Origin of the sequence: Litchfieldella xinjiangensis, from assembly GCF_000759345.1 — a bacterium.
GTDB lineage: Bacteria > Pseudomonadota > Gammaproteobacteria > Pseudomonadales > Halomonadaceae > Litchfieldella_A > Litchfieldella_A xinjiangensis.
On the sequence record NZ_JPZL01000002.1, the window covers coordinates 532,198 to 556,586 of the forward strand.

The 24,389-nt window shown below is 62.3% G+C and carries 23 protein-coding genes; 11 read left to right on the forward strand and 12 right to left on the reverse strand.

Going from position 1 to position 24,389, the window contains the following annotated elements:
• The first annotated feature begins 195 nt into the window (after positions 1-195).
• From JH15_RS09925 to JH15_RS09935, 3 genes are read left to right on the forward strand one after another with little or no spacing between them, the layout of a single operon-like run.
• Positions 196-1,083, forward strand: coding sequence for a carbohydrate ABC transporter permease (locus tag JH15_RS09925; RefSeq protein WP_043529813.1), 888 nt, complete (start codon positions 196-198; stop codon positions 1,081-1,083).
• Positions 1,080-1,922 (forward strand): carbohydrate ABC transporter permease, encoded by an 843-nt coding sequence (locus JH15_RS09930; protein ID WP_043529815.1) that lies wholly within the window; start codon positions 1,080-1,082, stop codon positions 1,920-1,922. Before JH15_RS09925 ends, JH15_RS09930 begins: the two co-directional genes overlap by 4 nt.
• A gap of 37 nt (positions 1,923-1,959) precedes the next feature.
• Positions 1,960-2,865 carry an NAD(P)-dependent oxidoreductase gene (locus JH15_RS09935; protein ID WP_081948972.1) on the forward strand — a complete coding sequence of 302 codons (906 nt, stop codon included), beginning with the start codon at positions 1,960-1,962 and terminating at the stop codon, positions 2,863-2,865.
• A 15-nt stretch (positions 2,866-2,880) separates the two neighbouring features.
• Here JH15_RS09935 and JH15_RS09940 read toward each other — a convergent pair whose 3' ends face one another.
• The 8 genes from JH15_RS09940 to JH15_RS09975 form a co-directional block, all read right to left on the reverse strand.
• Positions 2,881-3,579 (reverse strand): dienelactone hydrolase family protein, encoded by a 699-nt coding sequence (locus JH15_RS09940; protein WP_043529818.1) that lies wholly within the window; start codon positions 3,577-3,579, stop codon positions 2,881-2,883.
• Between the two features lie 55 nt (positions 3,580-3,634).
• A complete protein-coding gene (locus JH15_RS09945) occupies positions 3,635-4,195 on the reverse strand; it encodes a gamma-glutamylcyclotransferase (protein WP_043529820.1) in 561 nt (186 codons plus the stop codon).
• Positions 4,196-4,211: 16 nt separating this feature from the next.
• Entirely contained in the window at positions 4,212-5,111 is a 900-nt protein-coding gene (locus JH15_RS09950; protein WP_043529822.1) for a DMT family transporter, read from the reverse strand.
• 127 nt (positions 5,112-5,238) lie between these two features.
• Positions 5,239-5,640, reverse strand: a complete 402-nt coding sequence (locus JH15_RS09955) for a GlcG/HbpS family heme-binding protein (RefSeq protein WP_043529824.1) — start codon at positions 5,638-5,640, stop codon at positions 5,239-5,241.
• 63 nt (positions 5,641-5,703) lie between these two features.
• Complete coding sequence (gene glcF / locus JH15_RS09960) at positions 5,704-6,939, reverse strand: glycolate oxidase subunit GlcF (protein ID WP_043529827.1); 1,236 nt, start codon at positions 6,937-6,939, stop codon at positions 5,704-5,706.
• 3 nt (positions 6,940-6,942) lie between these two features.
• The gene (gene glcE / locus JH15_RS09965) at positions 6,943-8,067 is read right to left on the reverse strand and encodes a glycolate oxidase subunit GlcE (RefSeq protein WP_081948973.1); all 1,125 of its coding nucleotides are present in this window, start codon (positions 8,065-8,067) and stop codon (positions 6,943-6,945) included.
• A 10-nt stretch (positions 8,068-8,077) separates the two neighbouring features.
• The gene (gene glcD, locus JH15_RS09970) at positions 8,078-9,577 is read right to left on the reverse strand and encodes a glycolate oxidase subunit GlcD (protein WP_043529829.1); all 1,500 of its coding nucleotides are present in this window, start codon (positions 9,575-9,577) and stop codon (positions 8,078-8,080) included.
• 211 nt (positions 9,578-9,788) lie between these two features.
• Positions 9,789-11,486, reverse strand: a complete 1,698-nt coding sequence (locus JH15_RS09975; protein ID WP_043529831.1) for an L-lactate permease — start codon at positions 11,484-11,486, stop codon at positions 9,789-9,791.
• Between the two features lie 307 nt (positions 11,487-11,793).
• Between JH15_RS09975 and JH15_RS09980 the strand changes: the two genes are divergently transcribed.
• Together JH15_RS09980 and JH15_RS09985 are read left to right on the forward strand one after the other, a co-directional pair.
• Complete coding sequence (locus JH15_RS09980) at positions 11,794-12,504, forward strand: glutathione S-transferase N-terminal domain-containing protein (protein ID WP_043529833.1); 711 nt, start codon at positions 11,794-11,796, stop codon at positions 12,502-12,504.
• Positions 12,505-12,587: 83 nt separating this feature from the next.
• A complete protein-coding gene (locus JH15_RS09985; protein WP_043529835.1) occupies positions 12,588-13,277 on the forward strand; it encodes a glutathione binding-like protein in 690 nt (229 codons plus the stop codon).
• 62 nt (positions 13,278-13,339) lie between these two features.
• Here JH15_RS09985 and JH15_RS09990 read toward each other — a convergent pair whose 3' ends face one another.
• From JH15_RS09990 to JH15_RS10000, 3 genes are all read right to left on the reverse strand, one after another.
• Complete coding sequence (locus JH15_RS09990; RefSeq protein ID WP_043529837.1) at positions 13,340-15,475, reverse strand: pyrroloquinoline quinone-dependent dehydrogenase; 2,136 nt, start codon at positions 15,473-15,475, stop codon at positions 13,340-13,342.
• Entirely contained in the window at positions 15,472-15,843 is a 372-nt protein-coding gene (locus JH15_RS09995) for a hypothetical protein (protein ID WP_043529839.1), read from the reverse strand. The genes JH15_RS09990 and JH15_RS09995 overlap by 4 nt, the downstream gene beginning before the upstream one ends.
• A 157-nt stretch (positions 15,844-16,000) precedes the next feature.
• The gene (locus JH15_RS10000) at positions 16,001-16,945 is read right to left on the reverse strand and encodes a LysR family transcriptional regulator (RefSeq protein WP_043529841.1); all 945 of its coding nucleotides are present in this window, start codon (positions 16,943-16,945) and stop codon (positions 16,001-16,003) included.
• Positions 16,946-17,151: 206 nt separating this feature from the next.
• Between JH15_RS10000 and JH15_RS10005 the strand changes: the two genes are divergently transcribed.
• The 4 genes from JH15_RS10005 to JH15_RS10020 are packed head-to-tail and all read left to right on the forward strand — an operon-like array spanning position 17,152 to position 21,079.
• Positions 17,152-18,111 (forward strand): ABC transporter substrate-binding protein, encoded by a 960-nt coding sequence (locus JH15_RS10005; protein WP_043529843.1) that lies wholly within the window; start codon positions 17,152-17,154, stop codon positions 18,109-18,111.
• Position 18,112: 1 nt separating this feature from the next.
• On the forward strand, positions 18,113-19,129 hold the full coding sequence (locus tag JH15_RS10010; RefSeq protein WP_081948974.1) for a FecCD family ABC transporter permease: 1,017 nt from the start codon (positions 18,113-18,115) through the stop codon (positions 19,127-19,129).
• A 40-nt stretch (positions 19,130-19,169) separates the two neighbouring features.
• Positions 19,170-20,264 carry a FecCD family ABC transporter permease gene (locus tag JH15_RS10015; protein WP_156105290.1) on the forward strand — a complete coding sequence of 365 codons (1,095 nt, stop codon included), beginning with the start codon at positions 19,170-19,172 and terminating at the stop codon, positions 20,262-20,264.
• A complete protein-coding gene (locus tag JH15_RS10020; RefSeq protein WP_043529847.1) occupies positions 20,261-21,079 on the forward strand; it encodes an ABC transporter ATP-binding protein in 819 nt (272 codons plus the stop codon). The genes JH15_RS10015 and JH15_RS10020 overlap by 4 nt, the downstream gene beginning before the upstream one ends.
• Here JH15_RS10020 and JH15_RS10025 read toward each other — a convergent pair.
• Entirely contained in the window at positions 21,076-22,023 is a 948-nt protein-coding gene (locus JH15_RS10025) for a threonine ammonia-lyase (RefSeq protein WP_043529849.1), read from the reverse strand. The two genes, JH15_RS10020 and JH15_RS10025, sit on opposite strands and share 4 nt — an antisense overlap.
• A 180-nt stretch (positions 22,024-22,203) precedes the next feature.
• On the opposite strand from JH15_RS10025, the gene JH15_RS10030 reads away from it, so the two are divergent.
• Both JH15_RS10030 and JH15_RS10035 read left to right on the forward strand, forming a co-directional pair.
• Entirely contained in the window at positions 22,204-22,572 is a 369-nt protein-coding gene (locus JH15_RS10030) for a phasin family protein (RefSeq protein WP_043529851.1), read from the forward strand.
• Between the two features lie 142 nt (positions 22,573-22,714).
• The gene (locus JH15_RS10035) at positions 22,715-24,232 is read left to right on the forward strand and encodes an NAD(P)H-dependent oxidoreductase (protein WP_043529853.1); all 1,518 of its coding nucleotides are present in this window, start codon (positions 22,715-22,717) and stop codon (positions 24,230-24,232) included.
• Positions 24,233-24,389 lie beyond the last annotated feature (157 nt).

Consider the following 24,389-nt stretch of genomic DNA (forward strand, 5'->3'; position numbering starts at 1 on the left):
TTTGCATGGGTGAGGCGGAATTAGAAGAACGTTTATATTTCTTCCCGCCGAACGGGTTGGCCAAGGATGGCCAACCCTGGACCTGCAAGCGGAGCAAGATGCGAGAGCGATGCAGGGCAAATGTAGCGTCCAAGGAAGGATTCATAGCGCCTCCTCACAGCCCTTGCCCCGGATCAGCCCGTTACGGGACGTACCATGGTGATCCAGAGCGATACCCGACGCATGCAGGTCTATGGCGCACTGCTGCTGCTCCCGGCAGCGGTACTGCTTGCGACGTTTGCCTATCTGCCGACCGTCGCGACGGTCATCAATAGCCTGTTCCTGCCCGGGTTTGGCGGGGCGCCTGCCCAATTCGTGGGCCTGGAGAACTACGCCCTGCTGTTCGAGGATGCCACGTTCTGGAAGGTGGCCCGCAACAACCTGATCTACGCGCTGGGCACCATCCCCACCTCGATGGCCCTGGCACTGGGCATGGCCCTGTTCGTCAATGGCCGGCTACCGGGTCGCAGCTTCGTGCGTATGGCCTACTTTACGCCCACCGTGCTACCGATGATTGCCGCAGCGAACATCTGGATGTTCTTTTACGCTCCGCAAATCGGCCTGTTCAATACCCTCCTCGGCGCGTTCGGCATCCCCGGGGTCAACTGGCTGGGCGATCCCGGCGTGGCGCTCTATTCCGTCATTGCCATGGCGGTATGGAAGGAGGCCGGCTTCTTCATGATCTTCTATCTGGCAGCGCTCCAGAGCATCCCGCCCGAGCTCAAGGAGGCTTCGGACCTGGAGGGCACCAGCCGCTGGAGCTTCTTCCGACGCGTGACCTTCCCGCTATTGATGCCGACCACGCTGTTTGTACTGATCAATGCGCTGATCAATGCGGTGCGGGTGATCGATCACCTGTTCATTCTGACCAAGGGCGGCCCCAACAATGCCACCAACCTGCTGCTCTACTACGTCTACGAGAACGCCTTCTCGTTCTTCGACCGTACCTACGCTGCGACCATCACGGTGGTGATACTGGTGGTACTGGCGGCGGTGGCCACGATCAAGTTCGCCGTGCTCGACCGCAGGACCCACTACCAATGACTACCGTGGCTCTCTCTTCAATCAGGCGGCAGCGCCTACGTGTGCCGAGCCTTGAAACCGTGGCGGCGTGGCTGCTGGGCATCGTATGGGTTTTTCCCTTGCTCTATGCGCTGTGGGCCGCCTTTCACCCCACCGAGTTCATGGTGCGCTTTGATCTGCTGGCGCCACTGACATTGAGCAACTTCGCCGACGCCTGGGCCCAGGCCCCGTTCGCGCGCTATTACCTCAACACCTTCGCGTTGGTGACCGGCATCGTCATCGCCCAGTTCGTGGTGTGTACATTGGCCGGGTTCGCCTTTGCCCGCTTTCCTATCCCGGGCAAGAACGTGCTGTTCATGCTGGTGCTGATCCAGCTCTTCGTATTTCCCGAAGTGCTCATCGTCGAGAACTACCGCATCGCCAGCTCGCTGGGGCTCGTCGATACCATTACCGGCATCGGGCTGCCCTACGTGGCCAGTGCCCTGGGAATCTTCCTGCTGCGACAGACGTTCAAGACGATTCCCCGCGAACTCGAGGATGCCGCACGCATCGAGGGCTGTGGCTGGATGGCGGTGCTGCTCAAGGTCTACGTGCCGCTGGCCAAGCCCACCTATCTTGCCTACGGGTTGGTCTCGATCAGCCATCACTGGAACAACTTCCTGTGGCCGCTGGTGGTGACAAACTCGGTGGAGAGCCGCCCGCTTACCGTGGGGCTGGGCATCTTCTCGGCGCCGGAAACTGGCGTCAACTGGGCCACCGTCAGTGCAGCAACGCTGCTCAGCATCGCGCCGCTACTGGTGGCCTTCCTGTTGTTCCAGCGTCAGTTCGTACAGTCGTTTCTGAGGGCCGGGATCAGGTAGGCTGGGTGACTCTGGCGCGAGGTGAACGATGATGACAATGACTACACCCAGCATAGGTTTCCTTGGCACGGGCCTGATGGGCGAGCCGATGGCGCTCAACCTGCTGGCTGCCGGCTTCCCGGTATTCGCCTGGAACCGCTCACCAGAAAAGGTGGGAGCGATAACCGCGGCGGGCGGTGTCGCCTGCTCGACACCGGCCGAGGCCGCCTCCAGCGCCGATGTACTGATCGGCATGCTGAGCGACGGTCCGATCAGCGATGCGGTCCTGTTCGGCGATGGCGACAGCGACCATGGCCAGGGCGCAATCGATGCCTTGGCGCCAGGTAGTGGCTTGATCGTAATGAGTTCGGTCCCGGTTGAAACGGCAATCCGGCAGGCGCAACGCTGTGCCGAGCGGGATGTCGCGTATCTCGACGCACCGGTGTCGGGCGGGCGGAAGGGAGCGATCAAGGCCACATTGGCGATCATGGTCGGTGGTGAGGCCAATACATTCGAGGCGTACCAGGCCGTATTGTCGGCGATGGGCCGTCCGGTGCACGTCGGCCCGGCCGGCACAGGGCAGCAGACCAAGCTTGCCAACCAGATGATCGTGGCCAGCACCATCGCGGCGGTGGCCGAGGCGCTACTGTTCGCCGAGCGGGGCGGCGCCGACCCGGCCAAGGTGCGGGATGCCCTGGCCGGTGGCTTTGCCGACTCGCCGATCCTGCGTCAGCATGGCCAGCGAATGATCGACGAGGATTACGCGCCGGGCGGGCCGGCGAAGTACCAACTCAAGGATACGCGTACCGCGTTGGCAAGGGCCGAGGCGCTTGGCCTGGAATTGCCCGTGGCGCGTGTCGCCGATGCGCTGTACGCCGCCATGGTCGAGCATGGCGACGGAGAACTCGACCACAGCGGGGTGATGCGCGAACTGCGGCGGCTCAATTCGCTGACCCTTCGCTGAGGTGATCGCATCGCTTCAGCGAACGCGGGTCTCGAGGAAGCTCAGCGTGCGGCCATGGGAGAGTGCGGCGGAAGGCTGATGGTAGGCACCGCGGGCCCAGCAGTTGAAACCGTGGTCGGCGCCTGCATAAACGTACGTTTCGACATCGTCGCGCCCCTGGAACGCCGACTGGACCTGCTCGATATGCTCTTCAGTGATATGAGCATCCCGTTCACCGAAGTGAAACTGCAGCGGCACGCGGATGTCTGCGGCCCCGTCGAGCAGGTTCGCGATGCCGCCGGGATAGAAACACACCGCCGCGTCGACACCCGCCTCCTGCGCGCAGAGAAAGGAGAGCCTGCCGCCCAGGCAGTAACCCAGTGAGGTCACAGGCCCGTCGCATTCCGGCCGTTCGCGCAGGGTCGTCACGACGTGCTTGAGGTCATCGACGGCTTGATCGCTATCCAGTGCCTTCATCAAGGTGAAGGCTTTCTCCATGTCGGCCCCTTCATAACCCAGCTCGACCTTCGGCTCCTGCCGCCAGAACACATCCGGGGCCAGCACCACGTAGCCGTCCTGCGCGTACTGCTCGGCGACGCTCCTGATATGTGCATTGACGCCGAAAATCTCCTGGATCAAGACGATCCCCGGCCCTTTGCCGGCGGGGGGAAGTGCCAGGTAGCCTTGAAAGGTACCGCCGTCCCGGGCGGTGATATCGATCCACGTTGCCGTCATTTGGCGCCTCTTGGTTGAATGTCCTGTAAACAGAACGTCAGCCTAGCTGAGGATATCAGCGCTGTCGCACCTGGTCTGCCAGGGCGAATACATGGGCGTCTTCCGCGCCCAGGGCTTCCAAGGCGCTGGCCAAGTTGAGCAGATAGTCTCGATTGGGTCCGCTGGGTCCATGAGCCTGGTGAATCTGCTCGGCCATCGTCTCGATAGGCGCATCGCCCAGGAAGGCAGCATTGTCTTCGGTGGCGATGTAGACCAAGCCCTCGGCATGGCTGCCGTCATGGAAGTACAGCGTCACGGTTTCGCGCACGTACCCGTTCTTTTCGCGATGATCCAAGGGGCCGAGGGTCTTGGCATCGATGTGATAAGCCATGCCATGGCAAAGCGCCTCGGGCGCCCCGATTAGCGTGACGACGCGTCCGGGGGCGTCGGGGGTGCCTCGATGGTCATGGGAGCCCTGCCAGAAGCGGCGGGCCCAGCCTGAAATAGTCGCAGGCTTACGCTCATGATAGGGAAAGCCGGCTTTCCAGATCAGCGACCCATAGCCGAACAGCCAGACCGTGGCCTCGTCATCCAAGGGCATGCGTTGCTGATTGAGGTGGCGAGTGTCGAACGACATCGTAATACGATCCTGACTAGCCGGTGGAAGTGGCTCGGCGCACCAGAGGCTGGGTGAGTTTCTGCGCCATGATCACGCCGATGAGCGTCAGGCCGCCACCCAGGAGGTGCCAGCTGGCCAGGCGCTCACCCAGAAACAGCATGGCGATAAGCGCGCTGAATAGAGGCATCAGATTAAGAAAGATACTCGCCTTGCTGGCGCCGATCTGGCGAACGGCACGCATCCACAAATAGGTGGTGACGATCGAGGCGGGAATCCCTGCATACAGGATCAGGCCGATATTGTGGGCGTCGATGGGTGTCTTGGGGCCGAGCAGGAAGCCCGGCAGCAAAAATAGCGTGGCGAAGCAGGCCTGAACGTAGAGCATCACCCAGGGCGGAATCGTCATTTGCCAACGCTTGAGCATCACCCCATAGGACGCATAACAGGTCGCTGCGACGACCATCAGCAGGTCGCCGATCGCAACATCGAGGCTGAGCAGCGTTAGGGGATTGCCCCTGCCCAGCAGCACGAGAACGCCAAACAGCGCGACGGCCCCCCCGGCTATGCCCCCCAGGGTCGGCGGCTCGCGCAGTATCGCGGCACTGAGCAGCACGGTCAGCAGGGGAACCGTCGCCGCGAGGATGCCCATGTTGGTGGCCGAGGTGGTTTCGGCGGCCACATAGGCCAGCCCTTGCCACATGGCCATGCCCAGCAGGCCCAGGAAGGCGAGCTTGGGAAGCTCGGGGCGCAGTTCATGCCGCAATCGCCACACGGCGGGCAGTACGAAGGGCGATAGCACGGCGAGCGCCAGCACCCAGCGCTCGAACGCGATGGTGCTGGGGGCGATCGCGCCCACGGTCAGCTGATTGATGGTCATGTTGCCCGACCAGATCAGTACGGCACCCAGGGGCGGCAGGAAAAACAGCAACGGCATGGCGACCTCAGGCAGACCTACATCAGGGAAGGCAACTACTATAACGCGGTGTAGCGGGCGGTTCGATGGCTGAACGGCACGACGCCCACGATCCTTGATCGCAGGCGTCGAGCGGGGGAGGAAGCGGTCAGGCGACTGCTGCGATACCCGCCTTGGCTATTTGCACGTCCTGATCCGGCTTGACGCCGGACACACCCACGGTGCCGGCCACCTGGCCATCGACCAGCACCGGCACGCCCCCTGAAAGCATGCCCTGAAGCGGTGCCGAGACGAATGCCGTGCGTCCGCCGTTGATCATGTCCTCGAACACCTGCGTTTCCTTGCGGCCCAGTGCGGCACTGCGAGCCTTTTCCGAGGCGACGCCTGGCGTCATCGGGGCGGCGCCATCGAGGCGGCGCAGGCCAAGCAGATGACCGCCGTCATCGGCCACGGCGATGGTGACGGCCCAGCCATTGGCCTCGGCCTCTTTCTGGGCGGCATCGAGAATCGCATTGACGTCGCTGAGGGTGAGTACGGATTTGGTCTGCATGGGAGCTCCTCGTGTGTCTACTGTGTTGGGCTGTCGTTTCGGATCATCTTGTGTCAGGGCGAACTACGGTGCCATGGCCTGATCGACGATTTCGATCCAGTGCAGCACCGGGGTGCGACTGCCGCTGGCCAGGTGGGTCTGGCAGCCGATATTGGCGGTGACGATCACCTCTGGATTGCCGGCTTCCAGATTGGCGATCTTGTTGTCGCGCAATTGCCTGGAAAGGTCGGGCTGGGTAATCGAATACGTGCCCGCCGAGCCGCAGCATAGGTGGGGATCCTGCACTGGGGTCAGCGGAAAGCCCAGCCGGGTGAGTACCTTCTCCACGGCACCACCGAGTTTCTGTGCATGTTGCAGGGTGCACGGACATTGAAAGGCCAGTGCCGGTGTCTCGCGGGGTTTGACGGCCTCTAGCGCCTCGCCGTCAAGGATCTCGACCAGATCCTTGGCCAGGGCACTGATGCGCCGGGCTTTCTGTGCATAGTCGGGATCGTCGGCGAGCATCTCGCCGTATTCCTTGACGAAGGCGCCGCACCCGCTGGCTGTCTGCACGATGGCCTCGCAGCCCGCTTCGACATGGGGCCACCACGCATCGATATTGGCACGCATTCGATCCCGGCCGTCGGCCTGGGCATTGAGGTGGAAGTCGATCGCCCCACAACAGCCGGCCTCGGGCGCCGGCGTCAGGCCGATTCCCAGCCGGTCGAGCACGCGGGCGGTCGCCGCATTGGTATTGGGCGAAAGGCCTGGCTGGACACAGCCTTCGAGAATCAGCATCTGTCGTGCGTGTTGCGAGTGGCCCGGCCGGGTGCCGGCATCCGGTGCCTGGGGTGGCATCTTGGCCTTGAGGGGGCCTGGCACCAGCGGTTTGAAAGTCTGGCCGAGCTTGAGCAGGGCCTTGAACCGCTTGGGGTCGACCAACGCCTTGCGCAGCCCATAGCGCAGCGCCCGGTCACGCGCATTGCGCGGGACGCGACGCTCGATCTCTGCACGGCCGATATCGAGCAGCTTGTGGTATTCCACGCCAGACGGGCAGGTGGTTTCGCAGTTACGGCAGGTCAGGCACCGGTCGAGGTGTAACCGGGTTTCCTCGGTGACCTGGTCGTCATCATCACGGCTCTCTAGCAGCTCCTTCATCAGGTAGATCCGCCCCCGTGGGCCGTCACGTTCGTCGCCCAGCAACTGATAGGTGGGACACGTCGCGTTGCAAAAGCCGCAATGCACGCAACTGCGCAGTACCCGGTCGGCCTCACGGATATGCGGCTGCTTGAGGGCGTCTTCGGTGAAATGCGTCTGCATGGCTCAAAGCTCCGCGTAGAGTCGCCCGGGGTTGAAGATGCCCTGCGGGTCGAGCTGGTGCTTCAACTGGCGATGATATTTGGCAAGCACCGGGGAGAGGGGGGTGAACGGCTCGATATCGGCCTGGTTGCAGGCCCGGTAACACGTAGCGTGGCCGCCGACACGTGCCGCCGCTTCGCGGATGGCCTCGGCGGATGCCTCGCTTCTCAGCCAGCGCTGGGCACCGGCCCAGTCGTAGAACGTTTCGCCGTCGAGTTCGAGGCGCGGCGTATGGTTGGGCAACGAAAGCCGCCACAGCGAACGAGTATCTTCTGTATCGAAGAAAGCCAGGCGGTGTTCGCGAAGATCGGTCCAAAAGCTGTCTTCGGGGGCATCGCCGCCGAGTCGCTCGCGAGTGGCGGCGACGGAACTCGGGCCGCCTTCCAGGCGCAGGTAAAGGGCGCCGTCATGCCAGGCTGCCGCGGTGATCGGTAGCGGCTGGCGCCCCCACTCGGCGAATCGCGCCAAGGCATCGTCCAAGCTCATGTCGAGCCTCAGGCTCGCTTGGGCACCGGGCTTGGGCAATACCTTGAACGATACCTCCGTGGCCAGGCCCAGGGTTCCTTGGGCACCCGCCATCAGACGCGAGAGATCGTAGCCGGCGACATTCTTCATGACCTCGCCGCCGAAGCGCAGCTCCTTGCCTTCGCCGGTAATGACCCGGCTACCCAGGACGAAATCGCGAACGCTCCCGGCCCAAGGGCGGCGTGGGCCGGATAGACCGGTGGCAAGCATGCCGCCGACAGTGGCGCCTTCGCCGAAGTGGGGCGGTTCGCAGCCGAGCATCTGGCCCTCGGCGTCCAGTGCGGCTTCCAGTTCAGCCAGTGGCGTACCGGCGCGTACCGACACGACCAGCTCGACCGGATCGTAATGGCGGATGCCACGGTGATCGCGGGTCGAGATAGCTTCGCCCTCGATGGTGCGACCGTAGAACGTCTTGCTGCTGCCGCCTACGATATGCAGCGGGGTGCGTTCGGCCAAGGCCTGGCGGACGCGTTCGCAGAGCATGTCGGCCCTGTCCTGGCCCGCAGCGGCTTGGGTGCCGCGTTCGGCATGGGTAGGGTGCTGATCCTGTTCGTGCTGTTCCATCGCCTGCTCCTTAAAAACGCGGCAACTCGGGATGCGGCAATTCCCCATTGTGCACATGCATGGCGCCGAATTCGGCGCAGCGCTGCAGGGTGGGGATGTTCTTGCCGGGATTGAGCAGTCGATGCCGGTCGAAGGCGGCCTTGACCGCGTGGAACGCGGTGAGCTCATCCGGCTGGAACTGGGCGCACATCTGGTTGATCTTCTCGCGACCCACACCGTGCTCGCCGGTAATGCTGCCTCCGGCTTCGACACACAGTTCGAGGATCTTGCCGCCGACGTCCTCGGCGAGTTCGAGTTCGCCGGGCTGGTTGGCATCGAACAGGATCAGCGGGTGCATGTTGCCGTCGCCGGCATGGAAGACGTTCGCGACCCGCAGGCCGGACTCTTCCGAAAGGGCCGCGATACCCTTGAGCACGCGCGGCAGTTCGCGGCGTGGAATGGTGCCGTCCATGCAGTAGTAATCCGGCGACATGCGCCCCACGGCAGGGAAGGCATTCTTGCGGCCAGCCCAGAATTTGGCCCGCTCGGCATCGTCGCGAGCCTGGGCGATGTCCGTGGCACCGGCGGCCTCCAATACCCTGCGCACGGTGGCGCAGTCATCGTCGACATCGGCTTCGACCCCATCGAGCTCGCACAGGAGGATCGCTTCGGCCTCCACCGGGTAGCCTGCCTGAACGAAATCCTCGGCGGCCTTGATGGCCAGCTTGTCCATCATCTCCAACCCACCGGGGATGATGCCCGCGGCGATGATGTCGCCGACGGCCTTGCCGGCCTTCTCCACGTCATCGAAGCTTGCCATGAGTACCTTGGCCGTCTCGGGCTTGGGCAGCAGCTTGACGGTAATTTCGGTGATCACGCCGAGCATGCCTTCCGAGCCGGTAAACAGCGCCAGCAGGTCGAAACCGGGCGCGTCGAGCGACTCCGCGCCCAGGGTCATGCGCTCGCCCTCGATGGTGATGACATCGACCTTGAGTACGTTGTGAACGGTCAGGCCGTACTTCAGGCAGTGCACGCCACCGGCATTTTCGGCGACGTTGCCACCGATCGAACAGGCAATCTGGGAAGACGGGTCGGGGGCGTAGTAGAGGCCGTAGGGCGCGGCGGCTTCCGAAATCGCCAGGTTGCGCACACCTGGCTGCACCCGGGCGATACGGGCATCCGGGTCGATATGCAGGATCTGCTTGAAGCGCGACATGACCAGCAGTACCCCCTGCTCGAGTGGCAGGGCGCCCCCGGAGAGGCCGGTGCCCGCGCCACGGGTGACGATCGGCACGCCAAGCGAGTGACAGGTCTTGAGTAGCGTCTCGACCTGGTCGAGCGTATGCGGCATGGCGACCAGCATGGGCAGGACGCGATAGGCGGCCAGCCCGTCGCACTCGAAGGGACGCAAATCCTCCTCGCGGTGCAGCAGGGTCATGTCGGGCAGGGATTGGCTCAGCGTGGCCAGCACCTGCTGCTTGTCGTTGAACGGCAGTTCGCCATCGAGCTGCGGGTCGTAGAGGATATTCATGGCGTGTCCTCACGGTCAGTCCGGACTATTGGTCAAACCAATCTTGTTATGATGGAAACCTTTTCCAATTTACCTATCCAGAGGAAAATTGGAAGGCCGGGCTTGGTATAAAATGGCCAATTGGGGATGTTTGCCGTCGAAGCAAAAAGCGATGGCGCCCATCCAACAATAGGGCGCCATCGCTAGCCTTGCGCTCGTACTATCTAGCGCTTCAGCCACCCATCAGCGGATCGCTGACGCCCAGCACGTAGAAGGCGATCAGCGCGATCAGTCCGGTGAACACCAAGTAGTAGATTGTGGGCAGGATCGTCTTGCGCAGGGTGGTGCCTTCACGGCCCAGCAGCCCGACGGTTGCCGAGGCGGCCACCACATTGTGTATGGCGATCATGTTGCCTGCCGCGGCGCCCACGGCCTGCAGCGCGACCATCATCGCGGTCGAGAGACCGAGCTGTTGAGCGACGTTGAACTGGAAGTCGGCCAGCATCAGGTTGGACACCGTATTGGAGCCGGCAATGAACGCTCCCAGGGCCCCCACGGCAGGTGCGAAGAACGGATACACACTGCCTACCCCGTCCGCGACGAACTGCGCCATGGCCACAGGCATCGACACCAGGTCGGAGGCGTTGACTCCCGAGTTGATCAGGATGCGCACCATCGGGATGGTGAAGATCAACACGAAACCGGCGCCCAGGATGGTCTTGGTCGATTCACTGAAGGCCGCCTTGACTTCGCTACCGCGCATGCGATGCAGCGCGATGGTCAGCAGCACCACCATCAGCAGGATGCCCCCCGGCAGATACAACGGCTGAATGCTGCCCGAGACGCCCGCTTCGCCAAGGATATTGCTCCAGCCGACGCTCAGTGAGGTGAGGAAGTCACGGAACGGCGCGATGGTGCGTGACGCTACCAGGATCACTGCCAGCAGGACATACGGCGTCCAGCCCATGAACGTCGAGATGGGCGTCTTGCCCGCGACCTGCTCGAGCTTGATCTCGATCTTGCCGATCCATTCGTCCGGCCAGGAGGTGCTGGGCGGGAAATCCCAGGTGTCCTTGGGCAGCAGGAAGCCCTTGCGTGCCGCCGGCACGACAATGGCCAGGCCGACCATGGCGCCAATCATCGACGGGAACTCGGGGCCGAGCAGAATGCCCGCCAGCATGTAGGGCACCACGAAGCAGACACCGGCAAAGATCGCGAACGGTGCGATCGACAGACCTTCCTTCCAGGAGCGGTTGGCACCGAAGAAGCGCACCATGATCAGTACCAGGATCAATGGCATCAGGATACCCACGATGCCATGAACGATGGCGACCTCGGCGGTGATCAGGCGGAAATACTCCAGCCAGGAGCCGCCCTGGGCCGACAATTGCTCGCTGATGGCTTCACGGTTGATGCCGCCCGAGACCCCGACGACGATAGGGGTGCCGACGGCCCCGAACGAAACCGGTGTGGACTGAATCATCATGCCCACCACCACCGCGGCCAGCGCCGGGAAGCCCAGCGCGACCAACAATGGCGCCGCGACGGCGGCAGGCGTTCCGAAGCCGGAGGCGCCTTCGATGAAGCAACCGAACAGCCAGGCCACGATGATGGCCTGCACCCGACGATCGGGACTGATGCCCGAGAACCCGTTGCGGATGGCAGCGATGCCTCCGGAATGCTTGAGGGTATTGAGCAGCAGGATCGCGCCGAAGATGATCCACAGTATCGATACCGTCAGGATCAGCCCTTGGAAGGTCGAGGCGAGAACGCGGTTGAAGGTCATGTCCCAGGCGAACAGGGCAATGACGGCGGTTACTAGGAATACGATAGGCATGGCGACCTTGGCTGCCATGCGGAATCCGATCAATAGCACGCCCGCCAGTACCAGCGGCAGAAAGGCGAGCAACGGGAGCAGGGTTGATTCCATGGAGCTAGGTTCCTCTGTTATCTCATGGTTGTTGGAGTGAATCAGCGATGGGCCGTTTCCCTGCGGTGGACAATACGGCGAGTAGTGCGAATTCGCCAGCTGTGGTGAATTGGTAAGACCAATGCGACGAAAGTCGCTTTGTACTGAGTATCTTGTTGTTATCGCACTTGTTTTTTGTGCGTTGATGCGAGACAAGGGGAAGTGTCCCCCACTGGAATTCGACTAATGGACAGGGGGCGAGTGCAAGGTGGGATGCCACCCTGATCCGGATTGTCAGAAGTGTCACAATGCTTAATCAGGAGGTCACATGACCCGAGTGCTTTACGATCTGTGCGGTATCGACGAAAGCTTGCGCTTCTCGCCTTATTGCTGGCGGGTCAAGTTCGCCCTGGCACACAAGGGGCTCGACTACGAGACGCGCGCTTGGTGCTTCACCGACAAGCAGGACATCGAGTTTTCCGGCCAGGGCACCGTGCCGATTCTGGTCGATGGGGACGAGGTCGTCGGCGACAGCTACGAGATCATGCGTTACCTGGATCGGGCCTATCCCGACAAGCCTTTGCTGGGCGGCCCTGACGCCGAAGCCCGCGCTCGTTTCTTGAAGTTTTACGCCGAGCGATCGCTGGCGCCGGGCATGATGCGCACCATTGTCATGGATCTGCACAACGCCGTCGCCCCCAAGGATCGGGACTATTTCCGCGAAAGCCGTGAAGCGCGCTTCAAGCGCACGCTCGAAGAGTTCCATTCGCCCGCCAAGGGCCTGACGCAACTCGACCAGGCGCTCGAGCCCCTGCGTGGTCGGCTTTCCGAGAGCGATTTCATCGATGGCGACAGTCCCGCCGCCGCCGATTATCTGGTGTTTGGCTTCTTCATGTGGGCGCGCACGGTATCCACCGCTGATCTGGTCTCCAATGCCGACCCGGTCTATGCGTGGATGGAAAGAATGCTCGACCAGTACGATGGCCTGGGACGCAACGCGATGCGTATCGTCGATATCGACCATGCTTATGGGACATGACGATACACGCCCATGAGGATATGCGATGCTGGGGAGAACGGCGTTAGCCGACTGCGCTAGACGACGCGACAACGGAGGTTGGCATGATCGATCTGTATTACTGGACGACGCCCAATGGGCATAAGATCACGATCTTCCTCGAGGAAGCGGGTCTCGAGTATCGCCTCAAGCCGATCAACATCGGGCGGGGCGATCAGTTCTCTACCGAGTTTCTGGAGATCGCCCCCAACAATCGCATTCCTGCCATCGTCGACAAGAAGCCCGAGGATGGCGGGCAGCCCCTGCCCCTGTTCGAGTCCGGTGCCATTCTCGAATATCTGGCTGATAAGTGTGGCCAGTTCCTGCCCAAAAGTGGGCGAGAGCGTTATGTCACGCTGCAGTGGCTCTACTGGCAAATGGGCGGGCTCGGTCCCATGGCCGGTCAGAACCACCATTTCCGGAATTATGCCCCCCAGAAGATAGAGTACGCCGTCGAGCGCTACATCAACGAGACGTCACGTCTCTATAGCGTGCTGGATAAGCGACTGGACGATAACGAGTTCGTGGGTGGCGACGAGTATACGATCGCCGACATGGCAATTTGGCCCTGGATCAAGCCGCATGCCAACCAGGGGCAGGACATCGAAGACTTCCCCCATGTGCTGCGCTGGTTCCGCGCCCTCGAAGCCCGCCCCGCCATCAAGCGCGCCTACGCCGTGGCGGAGGACATCAATCCCCAGGATGGGGTGAAGATGGATGAGGAGGCGCGCAAGCACCTGTTCGGCCAGCGCTGAGATTGCATTTAACAAATCGCCCGGCAATGCCGGGCGATTTTTTGCGTAGGATTCCGTTCTTCTCATTCATCTTCGGGCAAGGCATAGGCGATAACGTGATCACCTATCGGCGTTTCCATGAAGTGGTGCCCCCCGGGTGCGATGACAACGTATTGGCGTCCATCGACCTCGTAGGTCATGGGATTCGCCTGGCCACCTGCCGGCAAGGTGTCTTTCCATACCACTTCGCCATTCTCGATATTGATGGCTCGAAACAAGTCGTCGGTGGCAGCTGCAATGAAGATCAGCCCACTTCCGGTGATCAGTGGCCCGCCATTATTGGGCGTGCCGATCGTCAATGGCAGGTAGGTGGGAATACCGAACGGCCCATTCTTGCGCGCTTCGCCCAAGGGCTTGTCCCATAACGTTTCACCGCTGGCGAGATCAATCGCGCGAATTCCGCCATAAGGCGGCGCCGTACAGGGCATGCCCGTGATGGGGGCGCGCCAGCCGGCGTTGACATCGATGGCATAGGGTGCCCCTACCTGAGGATCGCCGGCCCCTTCGGCCGGGCCGTCTTCCTCGCTATCGCTACCGTCGCCGCCCGCGTAGATCGGCTGCAGATTGCGCTCCTCAGCTTCCTCGCGGGTCAAGAGGCGGTTGTAGTTAGGTATGTTGTTATAATTGGCGATGAGAACGCCACGCTCGGTATCCACCGCCACGCTGCCCCAGTCATTCCCGCCATTGTACCCAGGATATTGAATGAAACGACGCTCCGAGGTGGGCGGTGTGTACATCCCTTGATACTCGGCGCGGCGGAACTGAATGCGACACCACAATTGGTCGATGGGTGTCATGCCCCACATATCCTTCTCCTCGAGATCGGGGAAGGCGAGGGTGTGGTAACTCGAGCTCGGCTGGGTCTCGGAGAGGTTGTCAGGTTCCACGCCGCCGCGGGGGGCCTCGACCTCTTCAACCGGGAACAGCGATTCGCCAGTACGACGATCAAGTACGTAGATATCGCCCTGCTTGGAGGCCAGGATCAAGGCCGGAACGGTGCTCCCATCTTCCTGGGGAAAATCCACCAGGCTTGGCTGAGAGCCGAGATCGTAATCCCAGACATCGTAGTGCACGGTCTGGAAATGCCAGACAGGCTCACCGCTATTGACGTCGATAGCTACGAGCGAGGTGGAGTATTCGTTTTCCTCTTCGCTGCGGTTGCCGCCGAAATAATCGACCGAGGAGTTGCCCATGGGGAGGTAGACGTAACCCAGTTCCTCATCCGAGGCGGCAGTCGTCCACATGTTGGGGGTGCCGCGGGTGTAGGTTTCGCCTTCGGGCGGGGCACCGTCCAGATCGGGACGCCCCATGTCCCAGGCCCAAGCAAGCTCCCCGGTTTGGGCGTCGTAGCCGCGTATGACGCCGGAGGGCGCATCCTCAGCCTGACCATCCTTGACCTGTGCGCCGGTAACGATGATGCCCTGGACGATCGTCGGTGGCGCTGTGACTGAGTACCAGCCGGGTACCTTTTCGCCTATCCCTTCCCAGAGGTCCACCATCCCGCCATCACCGAAGTCCTGGCAGAGTTCCCCGGTATCGGCATCGACGGCGATCAGACGCCCGTCGAGGGTGCCTTCGATGATGCGCGCGGCACACTGCTGCTCGTCGCCTGCATTCGGTATTTCGTGATACGTCACCCCGCGACAGCTGGCGCTGTAGGGGATTGCCCCCGCATCGACCTGAGGGTCATATCGCCATTGCTCCTCCCCGGTCCGTGCATCCAGCGATATCATGATGTTCATGGCCGAGCAAAGGTAAAGGCTGTCGTCGACCTTGATGGGGGTGGTTTCGGGGGCGTATTTGCTCTCCGCGTGGTCGCCCTCCGGCATGTCACCGGTACGGTAGGACCAGGCCACTTCCAGGTTTTCGATATTGTCCGCAGTGATCTGATCAAGCGGCGAATGCCGCGTGGCGTGGCTTTCCCGACCCCAGGCGGCCCAGTCGCCCGGTGCGGGTGCGTCGCTGGGCTGTGGGTCGGTAGCGTCTTGCTGTGACGAGGTCGCGGTGGAAGCGCTTTCTGAGGCTGGTGGCGCTTGGCTCTCTTGCGCCGAGCTCTCCTCGCTGGGTGCCGTTGGCTCCGTTTCCTGGGCAAGGCCGGGCAATGCGAGGGTGAGAGTGAGGCCAGCCATCAGTAGGGGGGCTTGTATGTTCTTTCTCATGATGCCTTTCCTCCGCTCATGGCCTGGCGGCGTTTCAATGTGGGCAAGAGCACTGCGACGACGATACCAAGCACGATGTAACCGAATACGCGAGGCAGTAGCTCCCAGGGCGAGAGGCCGACCTCCCATAGTGCCCATATCACGGTGCCAACCAGCACGACAAAATAGAGCCACGCACCGGTCAGTGAGTCTCGAGCCATCAGGCCGCCGGAAACCATCAGGCCTAGTCCGGCGATGAGGTAGTACCAAGATCCCCCCAGACTCGCCAGCCAGAGGCCGCCAGCCATCAGTATTAATCCCAGGAGAATGAGGATTAGGGAGAATACGAGCAGGCACCAGCCGCTCGCACCGCGGGAAGACGTGGGCATGTTAACGCTCTCCATGTAGATATTGGCCTGGACTCTTCGTATGGCAGGTGGCTCGGTGGGTAACGCATCTCAGCGAAGCCCACCTCATCAGGTCAGACCAATATACGAAGGTTGTAAAGGCGGCTGACATGGAAAGCGCTAGCCGTATTGACGAATCTCACGCCAAGGCGGGGGTAGGTCTACTGAGCGAGGGCGAGGTAGTGCCTTGCCACTCTTCAGGCGTGGCTTGCCTCAAATGCTTGATCAGGGCGGTCAGCTTGCGGGGCTGCCGGCCGAAGGGATAGAGCAAGGTGACGGGGAGAGGCGGGGCTTGCCATTGTGGCAGGCACGCTTTCAGCGACTCAGGGTGATGGCTAAGCCGCTGTTCGGCCATCCAGTGCGGAAGCAGACCCAGCCCCTTGCCACGGGCAATGGCGTCGATATGCAGGACATGCTGGTCGACACGCAGCCAGGAGGGCGAGGGCAGGATCTGACACTCGTCCTCGTCGCCCATATGGCGAAGCCATAAGCCTTGTGAGGACTCCCCCAATAAATCGACCCAGGCATGTTCGCTTAGCTCTCGAGGGTGTCTTGGCTCCCCTCGCTTGGCGAGATAGTCGGGGTGGGCGTACAAGCCGCGCGTCATGGCGCCCAGTGTTTCCTGGCGCAACCCGCATTCGGGGGGCATGCCGAGCCATAGGCACAGTGCCGTGTCTTCGGGACCCCGCGGTGGGGTGAGCTGAGTGTGAAGAGTGAGCCGGAGTGCCGGATAGCGACTCAGGAACGTTTCCAATTCTCGAACGAACCAGCCGCGGGCAAAGGCCTCATGCATGTGGATGACCAATTCGCCACTGACCTCTTCGCGGAGTTCATCGAGTGCATGTTGGCTTTGCGAGGCAAGGCTGAGGATCTGCTCGCAGTAACGATGAAAGAGAATGCCGGCTTCGGTAGGGATCAACCGATTGGCCTGACGTCGCAGCAAGGGCTGCCCCAGCTGCGACTCGAGCTGGCTGAGACGGCGGCTTAACGTCGATTTCGCCACACCGAGCTCACGTGCGCTATTGGTCAAGCTGCCGGAGCCATACACGGCAGAGAAAGCGGCCAGTTCATCGAGGTTGTACATGGGACGTCTCGTGTAAAGCGAACTACGCGTCGAACAGAACAATTAGTTTCGCACAGTCAAATGTTTTTGAAAATCATTCCCGAATGCGATGCAGTTGATGGTATCGGTTGGTGTTGCAGGATAGGGAACGGGGCGTTGTCGATAAACTCAATGCAGACGCTTCTGAGAGTCATTATCATCCTCGCCATATTGTCAGGAGAGCATTCATGTCGACGCGCATCCCTTTTTCCACAATCCGCCTGTCTCGACTGGTTTCCGCCGGCGCCGTGTCGCTTCTGCTGGCCATGGTCAGCGCTTCGCCTGTGCTGGCAAGGACCCTGGATACCGCCTATGGCGAAGTGGAGATCGAAGGCGAGCCACAGCGTGTCGTGACGCTTTATGAAGGCGCGCTGGATGTCTCCGTCGCGGCCGGTATTACGCCATTGGCGGCTGTTGCCACTCGCGGTGGGGAGGGGGTGGCCTCGTATCTGGAGAGTGACGTTCCGGGCATCGCCATCGTGGGTACGGCCCGTGAAACCAACCTGGAAGCTGTCGTGGCGCAGTCGCCGGATCTCATCCTGGCCTCTCCGCAGCTGCCCCAGGAACAGTACGCCATCCTGTCGCGCATCGCTCCGACGCTGGTGCCGCTCACCGAAGAGACCACCGCCGAGAGTTGGAAAGACGAAGCCCGCTTTTTCGCCAAGGGGCTGGGTAAAGCGTCCCAGATCGAGCAGCGCTTAGAGGAGCTGGAACGTCGCGCCGAAGCGATCGCTGAACACGTATCAGCCCAGGGCAGCCCCGGGGCCAGCCTGGTGCGTTGGATGCCCCAGGGACCGCTGGTCATGTCCGAACAGCTTTTCTCGACCGGTTTGCTGGCAGCGGCAGGCTTCGAGGTGACCGATGCCGGCCTGGTCAAGGGCGGGCGTCCGCATAGTGATCCGCTGAGCCTGGAAAACCTGGCCCGCATCGACAACGATTGGCTGTTCCTGGCCACGCTCAATGAAGAGGGCGAAGCCGCGCTGGAATCGGCCCGAACCTCGCCGGCTTTCTCGCGTCTCTCTGCGGTGGAAAACGATCGTGTCGTGCCCGTGAATGGTCAGCTCTGGACGAGCGCAACAGGGCCGCTGGCCGCCAGCGCTATCCTGGACCGCATTGCCGAGGTGACCGGTGCCGGAACCGGCGACTGACATGGTGCTATTGAAAGCGGCGGGAACCCCGCCGCGATTGCTTGCCAAGGCGTTATTTCTGGCTGGGCTGCTGCTGTTGGCATGCCTGGCCAGTTTATTGTTTGGTGCAGGGGACGTGGGCCCGGTCCGTGCACTCACCTGGTTACTCGGAGGAGGGGATGACGAGGCTCACTTCGTCATCTCGACCCTGCGCGCCCCCCGTGCCCTGATCGGGTTGACCGTGGGCATGGCATTGGGGGTTTCCGGTGCGCTGCTTCAGGCCGTGGCCCGTAATCCATTGGCGGAGCCTGGGCTGCTGGGTGTGAGTGCTGGCAGTGCCTTTGCCGTGGCCCTGATCCTGGTCATGGGGGCGAGCGCTGCCACGCTGCGGGTCGGCGTGGCCCAAATCGGTGCCCTGGTGGGCTGCCTTTGTGTTCTGGGCGTGGCACGGCTGCGCGGTGTCGACGGTGATCCGATCCGTCTGGTGCTTGCTGGCGCGGCCTTTACTGGATTGCTGGGCGCTCTGACCTCGCTGCTGTTGCTGTACGACCAGCGTGCCGCTGACGAGATACGCTTCTGGGTCGTGGGTAGCTTGTCTGGCCGCCGTTTGGACGATCTGGTGGCGATAGCGCCGGGCCTGCTGGTGGCGGGAGTCATCACATTACTGATTGCCCGCCCACTGGCATCGCTTGCGCTGGGCGAGCGTGTCGCCACCGGACTCGGCCATCAACCCAAGCTGATTCGCCTTTTGGTGATCTTCTCGGTCGCGCTGCTGGTAGGGTCGGCCACCGCGGTGGCCGGGCCCATCGCCTTCGTGGGACTCGTGGTGCCGTATGCAGCCCGGGCACTGGCAGGGCCCGATATCCGCCGAACGCTATGGCTGTGCCTGTTGCTGGGGCCGCTGATGGTCATTACCGCCGATATCATTTCCCGGTTGCTGGTGGCCCCTTCGGAAATGCCGTTGGGGGTCCTGACGGCGCTCTGTGGCGCGCCGGTATTGGTGGCCGTGGTGAGAGCCCGCCGCCTGCCGTCCCTCTAGGCCATGTAACATGAACTCCTATTCTTCCAGTGATGTTGCCATGAAGCGTTCAGCTGACCGGGGCCCAACGCTCCACGGGCCGGCACATGCCCCGAATGGGACATGGTGTCTGGCTTGGTCCGGAAACGGCGGCCAGCAACACAGCCTATTGATAGACCGTCGCGGCCTTGCAGCCAATCTCCTGCTCGCCCTGGGATTGATGGCCTCTTCCTTGGCCTATCTCAGCTTGGGTAGCCTGACTGTCGCTCCCTGGGAGCTCATCGACGTACTGGCCGGAGGGGGCGATCCGGTGGCTTCGTTCATGGTTCAGGAGTTGCGCCTGCCGCGCCTGGCAATAGCGTGCTTGACCGGGGCGGCCTTTGCCTTGTCCGGCTGCCTGATGCAGACCCTGGCGCGCAACCGTCTGGCGACACCGGGCATCATCGGTATCGACAATGGTGCCACTGCGTTCGCGGTGGCCTCGGTCGTCGGTATCGGTGTGGTGATTGCGCCACCGGCAATGGCCTTAGCCGGGGCGGCAACAGCAACGGCCCTGACCTTCGGGTTGGTCGGCGGTGGCGGCGCGCGGGGGTACCGCTTCATCGTTGCCGGTATCGGTGTGGGTGCCGTCTTCGGTGCGATCACCCAGCTGCTCTTGGCGCGAGTGTCCATCGATGTGGCCAATTCCGCCTACCCCTGGACGGTAGGCACGCTGAATGCACGGCCCTCCAACGCCGTAGCCGCGCTGGCGTTGGGCTTGCCGCTGGGGCTGTTGGCCGCATTGGGACTCTCCCGGGCGCTTGCTGTGATGCGCTTCTCCGAGTCTGTGGCCAAGGGGCTGGGCCAGCCCGTCAATCGTCGACGTCACCAGGCGCTGATCCTGGCGGTCATCCTAACCGCGCTGGCCGTCGCCGTTGCGGGCCCCGTTGGCATGGTGGGATTGATCGGTCCTGAAATCGCGCGTTACCTGTCTTCTTCACGCAGTGTACCCATTGTCGCCTCGGCGCTGGCCGGTGCCTTGGTCATGGTACTTTCCGACCTTGTGGGACGTACGCTTTTTACGCCCATCGAAGTGCCGGTAGGCATCGTGACGTCGGTTGTCGGGGCGCCTTACCTGCTGTGGATATTGCTACGTACCTCCAGGAGCCTTGCATGAGCACACCCTCCGATGCCCTTGGGGACGAGGCCGCGGGTCTCGAGGCCAGCGACCTGGGACTTGCCTACGGTAAGCACACGATCATCGAGGCCCTGAATCTTTCGCTTCCCCAAGGCCAGGTAACGGCCATCGTCGGGCCCAACGGGTGCGGCAAGTCGACGCTCTTGGCCGGGCTGGCGCGGCTGCATACGCCCAGCCAGGGCCATGTGCTGCTCGATGGCCAGGATATCCAGCGGTTGCCGTCGCGCGCCCTGGCAACGCGCCTGGCCCTACTTCCCCAGGAAACCCACGCGCCCGAAGGGTTAACGGTCAGCGAACTGATTCGTTTCGGACGACAGCCCCATCAGGGGTGGCTGCGTCAATGGTCGGAGGAGGACCAGTGTGTGGTCGCCCAGGCCATGGAGGCGGCAGACCTGCAAGGGTTGGCCGACCGCAGCCTGGACGCGCTGTCCGGCGGCCAGCGCCAACGTGCCTGGATAGCGATGACTATCGCTCAGCACACTCCGTTGTTGTTGCTCGACGAGCCCACGTCGGCACTCGACCTGGGACACCAGATCGAGGTGTTCGAACTGATACGGCGCCTGGCCGCCAAGGGCAGAACGGTGGTGATGGTGGTTCACGACCTGGCCAGCGCATGCCGCTATGCCGACTATCTGGTGGCCATGCATGAAGGTGCCATCATCGCTGAAGGCGATCCACGCGATATCGTCACGCCCACTCTGGTACGGCAACTCTACGGGATCGACTGCACCCTCATCCCCGATCCCGAGACGGGGAGCCCGCTGCTGGCGGGAATACGGCGCGCCTCGAGCTAGACGAGGCCCTTCAGTTCATCCCACCCTACATTGCCTCCGGTAACGACAACGACGATATCGCCCTTTGTAGGTAGCGACACCAGCCCTTCTTGAAGGGCAGCGATACCCACGGCAGCGCCAGGCTCGACATAGAGCTTGGCGCTTTCGAGCAGATGTCGCATGGCGTCGAGGATCGCTTTGTCATCGACCGCTGTCATGGCATCGACATGCTGTCGACACAGGGGATAGGTATGTTCACCCACGCGAGCCGCTGCCAGGCTCTTGGCACAGGTGTCGACCTCGCTCAGCGACTGCGGCGTATCGTGGCGCCAGGCGTGCGCCATGCTAGCCGCGCCTTCGGGTTCCACACCGATCAATTGCATGTCGGGCCGCAAGGCACGTACCGCGATGCCGATCCCGGAGATCAGCCCGCCCCCGCCCACTGGACAAACGATCGATGCGGCAGCGGGTGCCTGCTCGAGGATTTCCAGCCCCACGGTGCCCTGGCCCGCGATAATGCGGGGGTCGTCGTAAGGATGGACCAGGGTCAGTCCTCGCTCGTCTACCAGGGAATGCATCAGCGCCCAGGCAGCATTGATGTCGCCCTCGAGTATCACTTCGGCACCCAGCTCACGGCTGCCTTCGACCTTGAACGCGCTGGCGTCGGTAGGCGTGGCGATCGTTACCGGTATGTTGGCCTCACGCGCCGCCCAGGCGAGCCCCAGGGCATGGTTACCTGCCGACACGGCGCCTAGCCCCTTGTCGAGCTCTGACCGGTGCGCAGTGCGGATCCAGTTCAGCCCCCCTCGAGGTTTGAACGAGCCGGTCTGCTGTAGCGATTCGGCCTTTAACCAGACGCGCCGCCCCAGTCGCTCCGATAATGAATGATCGGCAATCAGCGGCGTGGGGGCCAGGCGATCGGCGATCCGGGCCTGGGCCTGCCGGAGCGTGTCGAGAGTGATCATGGCGATACCTTGTTGTGGCGACGTACTAGGAAATAGCCTAGTTCACGCTTGGGGGAGACATCGCCATGATTCCTTGTTGCAATGCAACAAGGTCATTGCTATGCTGCTTTGCAACAAGGAGGCCATCATGGCTTTCTCACACATGTCGCTACACACATGTCTATTGATGGAGGTGTTACCATGAGCAACGCCAATTCCGAGCAAGCGAACAAGCAATTCGAATCACTGTTCCTGTCACCGGCACGCGCTTACGCATCGCTGGCGATCGATTACACCGAGCAGCTGATGAATACCCAGTACGACGCAGCCAAGACCTATGCCGAAGTGGGCCTCAATCAGTTCCGCTCGGCGCTGTCCATCAGCGATCAGGAAGGCCTGCGCAATTACGTCGAAGGCCAGCAGCAGGTCGCCAAGGATGTCAGCGAGCGCCTGCAGCGTGATACCCAGAAAGTGGTGTCGCTGAATCAGGAATTCATGCAGAAGAGCCAGAAGCTGGCTGAAGACAACATGAAGTCCGCATCCAAGTCGACCGCTAAAGCGACCAAGTAAGTCGCTCCGGTCTATGGATCGTGAACCGCCGCCCCATGGGGCGGCGGTTTTCGTTGTGGCCTCCATCGCGTTCGTGCCGAACAGGCAAAACCCCCTGGGCGTCCTATGCTGGGATGAAGTTTCGCTGATGTAGGGAGCATGCATGCGAACGTTGATCATCCTCGGCCACCCTCGCCGAGACAGCCTGTGTGGCGCCATGGCCGAGGCCTACCGGCAAGGGGCGGAGCAAGCCGGGGTCGAGACCCACCTGTTATCCCTTGGCGAACTCGACTTCGACCCGCATGTGCGCGAGGACTCGCCCGAGCTTCAGCCTCTGGAGCCGGACCTGGAGCGTGGCCGGGCGTGGCTTGCCTGGGCCGAGCATCTGGTTTTCGTCTACCCCAACTGGTGGGGTACCATGCCGGCGCTGCTCAAAGGCTTCCTCGATCGACTCGTGATGCCCGGCGACGCGTTTCGCTTCTATGGCCCCGGAGCCACCCAGTGGGAAGGCCTCTGGGCGGGCAAGACGGCTCAACTGATCACCACCATGGACACGCCGCCCCCCGTGTATCGATGGCTTTTCAAGGCGCCGGGAACCCATGCCATGCGCAATGCGACGCTGGGATTCTGCGGAGTGAAGCCCGTACGTTCACTCGTGGTCGGTCCCGTACGGACGTCGGACGACCCGCAGCGTCGCGAGTGGATCGAACGGGCCCGGCGTGCCGGGTTTGCGCTGGGGGGCGGGATTAAACGTCCTGCAGCGCGAGTCATCGAGCGAGCCAGCCCCTGGCTCAAGGCGCTTCGCCTGCAGTTCTATCCGATGACCTGGGCTGCCTACACGGTAGGGGCATTGACCGCGGGCGTGAGCGGCTTGGCTTGGGGGCCCTACCTACTGGGTTATCTCTGCCTGTTCTGCCTGGAAGCCGCCACGGTTTTCTCCAACGACTATCAGGACTATCCCAGTGACCGTATCAACGCCAATCATGGCCCGTTTACGGGGGGGTCGCGCGTTCTGGTCGATGGCGAGCTGAGTTTTGCCAAGTTACGACTGGGGATCGGTCTGGCCTTGGTGGGCTTTTTCGCGGCCGGCGGATTGGCATTGCATACCGCGGGCCTACCCTTGGCGGCGGCGGGATGGCTGCTGCTCGCGCTGGTGCTCACGCTGGGGTATACCTCGCCCCCCTTGAAGCTGAGCTACCGGGGCCTGGGTGAAATGGATGTGGCCTTTACCCACAGCGCGATGGTGCTGTGGGTTGGCTACACGTTGCAGGGCGGAGAGGCCTCGGATAAGTTGCCCTGGTGGCTGGCCACGCCCCTTTTTCTCGCCATCCTTCCTGCCATCCTGTTGGCCGGCGCGCCCGACCGCGATGCCGATTCCCAGGCGGGAAAGCGGACCCTGGCGGTGCGCTTGGGTAACCGTCCACTTCTCATGCTGGCGGGGTTGGCCGTGGTCGTTGCAGCGCTCTTGGCCGTCCTGTTCGAGCATGGCGGTGGTGTCGTCGGTGAGCTCTATGCGGGACTCAGCGTTTTTGTCCTGCCCCATGCCGCCTTGTGTCTGGGGCTGTTGTGGTTCTACTACCAGCGAGGCACCGATCGCCTGAAGCGCATCAATGGCCTGCTGATCGTCACCCTTCACTATATGGTGTGGTTCGTGGCGGTACCGTTCTATCACTTGCTGTGAGGCAAAGGCCCGACGGGCTCAGGCGTCACCCTATGTTCGTACCGCAGTCGCTAGTCATCCGTTTCGAAGCATCGCTTAACCTATGTTAATTAACATGAATTTTTGTTTCGCCATGTTATGGTCGCGATAGCATGGTTTGATTAGTCTCAAGGTAGGC

Coding starts and splice junctions, on each gene's coding strand:
- JH15_RS09935 (WP_081948972.1), top strand. CDS start 1,960: ATGACTACACCCAGCATAGGTTTCCTTGGCACGGGCCTGATGGGCGAG.
- JH15_RS09955 (WP_043529824.1), bottom strand. CDS start 5,640: ATGCAGACCAAATCCGTACTCACCCTCAGCGACGTCAATGCGATTCTC.
- JH15_RS09950 (WP_043529822.1), bottom strand. CDS start 5,111: ATGCCGTTGCTGTTTTTCCTGCCGCCCCTGGGTGCCGTACTGATCTGG.
- JH15_RS10010 (WP_081948974.1), top strand. CDS start 18,113: ATGGTGCTATTGAAAGCGGCGGGAACCCCGCCGCGATTGCTTGCCAAG.
- JH15_RS10025 (WP_043529849.1), bottom strand. CDS start 22,023: ATGATCACTCTCGACACGCTCCGGCAGGCCCAGGCCCGGATCGCCGAT.
- glcF (WP_043529827.1), bottom strand. CDS start 6,939: ATGCAGACGCATTTCACCGAAGACGCCCTCAAGCAGCCGCATATCCGT.
- JH15_RS09995 (WP_043529839.1), bottom strand. CDS start 15,843: ATGCCCACGTCTTCCCGCGGTGCGAGCGGCTGGTGCCTGCTCGTATTC.
- JH15_RS10005 (WP_043529843.1), top strand. CDS start 17,152: ATGTCGACGCGCATCCCTTTTTCCACAATCCGCCTGTCTCGACTGGTT.
- JH15_RS09925 (WP_043529813.1), top strand. CDS start 196: ATGGTGATCCAGAGCGATACCCGACGCATGCAGGTCTATGGCGCACTG.
- JH15_RS09930 (WP_043529815.1), top strand. CDS start 1,080: ATGACTACCGTGGCTCTCTCTTCAATCAGGCGGCAGCGCCTACGTGTG.
- JH15_RS09990 (WP_043529837.1), bottom strand. CDS start 15,475: ATGAGAAAGAACATACAAGCCCCCCTACTGATGGCTGGCCTCACTCTC.
- JH15_RS09980 (WP_043529833.1), top strand. CDS start 11,794: ATGACCCGAGTGCTTTACGATCTGTGCGGTATCGACGAAAGCTTGCGC.
- glcD (WP_043529829.1), bottom strand. CDS start 9,577: ATGAATATCCTCTACGACCCGCAGCTCGATGGCGAACTGCCGTTCAAC.
- JH15_RS10030 (WP_043529851.1), top strand. CDS start 22,204: ATGAGCAACGCCAATTCCGAGCAAGCGAACAAGCAATTCGAATCACTG.
- JH15_RS09945 (WP_043529820.1), bottom strand. CDS start 4,195: ATGTCGTTCGACACTCGCCACCTCAATCAGCAACGCATGCCCTTGGAT.
- JH15_RS10000 (WP_043529841.1), bottom strand. CDS start 16,945: ATGTACAACCTCGATGAACTGGCCGCTTTCTCTGCCGTGTATGGCTCC.
- JH15_RS09985 (WP_043529835.1), top strand. CDS start 12,588: ATGATCGATCTGTATTACTGGACGACGCCCAATGGGCATAAGATCACG.
- JH15_RS09940 (WP_043529818.1), bottom strand. CDS start 3,579: ATGACGGCAACGTGGATCGATATCACCGCCCGGGACGGCGGTACCTTT.
- JH15_RS10020 (WP_043529847.1), top strand. CDS start 20,261: ATGAGCACACCCTCCGATGCCCTTGGGGACGAGGCCGCGGGTCTCGAG.
- JH15_RS10015 (WP_156105290.1), top strand. CDS start 19,170: ATGAAGCGTTCAGCTGACCGGGGCCCAACGCTCCACGGGCCGGCACAT.
- glcE (WP_081948973.1), bottom strand. CDS start 8,067: ATGGAACAGCACGAACAGGATCAGCACCCTACCCATGCCGAACGCGGC.
- JH15_RS09975 (WP_043529831.1), bottom strand. CDS start 11,486: ATGGAATCAACCCTGCTCCCGTTGCTCGCCTTTCTGCCGCTGGTACTG.
- JH15_RS10035 (WP_043529853.1), top strand. CDS start 22,715: ATGCGAACGTTGATCATCCTCGGCCACCCTCGCCGAGACAGCCTGTGT.